We start from the raw sequence: 581 nt of genomic DNA, 5'->3' as shown, positions 1-581 counted from the left end.
CGCTGCGCCTCGCCGCCGGAGAGCGTGGTCGCGCTCTGGCCGAGGCGCACGTAGCCGAGGCCCACGTCGACGAGGGTCGCCATGTAGCGGTGGATCGCGGAGATCGGCTCGAAGAACTCGGCCGCCTCGCTGATCGGCATGTCGAGGACCTCGGAGATGTTCTTGCCCTTGTAGTGCACCTGGAGCGTCTCGCGGTTGTAGCGCGCACCACCGCAGACCTCGCACGCGACGTAGACGTCGGGCAGGAAGTTCATCTCGATCTTGATCGTGCCGTCACCGGCGCAGTTCTCGCAGCGACCGCCCTTGACGTTGAAGCTGAATCGACCGGGCTGGTAGCCGCGGGTCTTCGCTTCCTGCGTCTCGGCGAACAGCTGCCGGATGCGGTCGAACACGCCCGTGTAGGTCGCCGGGTTCGACCGCGGCGTGCGGCCGATCGGTGCCTGGTCGACGTGCACGACCTTGTCGAGCTGGTCGAGGCCCTTCACCCGCGTGTGCTTGCCCGCGATGTGCCGCGCACCGTTGAGCTGGTTGGCGAGCACCTTGTACAGGATGTCGTTCACCAGCGTCGACTTGCCGGAACC

The 581-nt window shown here is 66.8% G+C and carries 1 pseudogene; it reads right to left on the bottom strand.

What is annotated here, in order from left to right:
• Positions 1 to 581, bottom strand: a pseudogene (locus BIU95_RS13370) (excinuclease ABC subunit A); the annotation flags it as partial.

This window comes from Curtobacterium sp. MCBA15_007 (genome assembly GCF_001864905.1).
GTDB lineage: Bacteria > Actinomycetota > Actinomycetes > Actinomycetales > Microbacteriaceae > Curtobacterium > Curtobacterium poinsettiae.
Note: the sequence above shows the minus strand (reverse complement) of the source record. Positions and strands in the feature narration are given on the sequence as shown.